The 1,515-nt window shown below is 30.0% G+C and carries 2 protein-coding genes and 1 pseudogene; all 3 read left to right on the forward strand.

Annotation, left to right across the window (positions count from 1 at the left end):
• Positions 1–148 precede the first annotated feature (148 nt).
• A pseudogene (locus tag HMPREF3265_RS12775) lies at positions 149–241 on the forward strand (short chain dehydrogenase); the annotation flags it as partial.
• Positions 242–619: 378 nt separating this feature from the next.
• Positions 620–1,132 (forward strand): hypothetical protein, encoded by a 513-nt coding sequence (locus HMPREF3265_RS01035; protein WP_070860861.1) that lies wholly within the window; start codon positions 620–622, stop codon positions 1,130–1,132.
• Between the two features lie 32 nt (positions 1,133–1,164).
• Entirely contained in the window at positions 1,165–1,347 is a 183-nt protein-coding gene (locus tag HMPREF3265_RS01040; protein ID WP_070860862.1) for a hypothetical protein, read from the forward strand.
• Positions 1,348–1,515 lie beyond the last annotated feature (168 nt).

Here is a 1,515-nt window from a genome sequence, read left to right on the forward strand (position 1 = left end):
ATAAGTTATACTTTTTTAATTTATTTTTTTTCATATTTAATTATTTCTCCTTTTTATATAGAAAATGGAGGAATTATTTTGACTATTTCTGTTAAAAAGACGTTATTATTTTCAGTAGCATTTTTAACTACATTATCATTTATTTTAAGGATTTACAGCTGTTCCAGTTGATAAAGTAGCAAATGCATTTATTAAAAGTGTTGAAGGCGCTCAAACTGGACAAACGTATAAAGTTTATTAATGTTTTAGTATCTCATTATCTTATATTCAATTTTCATTTTTAAAAGACCCAGACGCTGATATGACGGTATTTGGGTCTTTTTCCTTTAATTAACATAATTAACGATTATGGGTAGTCACTTTGTATAACTCATACATTATTAACTTTATAAATTTTTTATTTTACACACTTCTATAACTGTACTTTGCAATTTTGTCGAATTAACAAACTATTAATTAAATAATATTATGGTACATTCTCCTTGAAAATGTTTTGGAAATTGAAAATAAATTAAATACAGTTTGGAGCTATGATATAACATTTAAGAAATATTCACTATATTTACGTAATAATTTGATAATCTAAAATTAATTAAATAAATTAAAAGGAGTCTCAGTTATGAAACATAACATTCTATCAAAAGTAATTTTAAGTACTGCGATTGTAACAGGTTCTGTGGCTGCTCCATTTGTAATTTCTGATCATAATCAAACGCATGCAGCAGAAAAGCAAGAAGGTATAGGTAAATTAAGTCAAAAAAATGAAAGCACACTACATTTATCAGTCAATAAAAATGTAAAGGGTACAGTTAGTTCAAATGGCGAATTAACTTTATCTGATGGTAAAGAAACAAAGCAAATGCCTACAAATGCTACTGATAAAAATGGTAACGAGGTTGTACTAGCATATAAAAAATCTGGAGATGGATTTGATGTACAAGTAATTAAATCATCTCAAGAAAGAAAGACTAATTGGGGTAAATGTGCACTAGGCACAGCCGGTGGTGCAGGAACTGGTGGTTTAGGTGGAGCTAGTGCTGCTTCAGTAATTCCTGGTTTAGGTACAGCAGCTGGTGCTGTTATTGGAGGCGTATCCGGAGGAGCAACTGGTGCTGCGGCTTCATGCTTCTAGTCAATTTAATTCCTATTTAAGGAGTTGATTATATGAAAAATTCAATATTTTGGAAGAAATCTTTTATTCCTGTTTATTTTATAGTTGCACTTTTAGCATTTTTACTATTTAAATTTTATATTCAAACTGATAATTTCTCAGTATATTTATTGGTAGCTTTTGTTGCCATTTTAGGATTAGCATCTATAATTTATAACTCAAATACAAACAGGTGACGAAAGAACTTTATTATTTAGTATCTATGCTTTTAAACTATAAGTGGCTATCTTTTTAGCCACTTATTTTTTCTACGAAAAAATCCTAGGGGGTTTGGGGATTATCCCCAACAAGCAGGCGACGATACCACGTGAGTGGCTAGCAAAGCCAATGCTTGCCAAACCACT

Origin of the sequence: Staphylococcus sp. HMSC62B09, assembly GCF_001839115.1 — a bacterium.
Lineage (GTDB): Bacteria > Bacillota > Bacilli > Staphylococcales > Staphylococcaceae > Staphylococcus > Staphylococcus haemolyticus.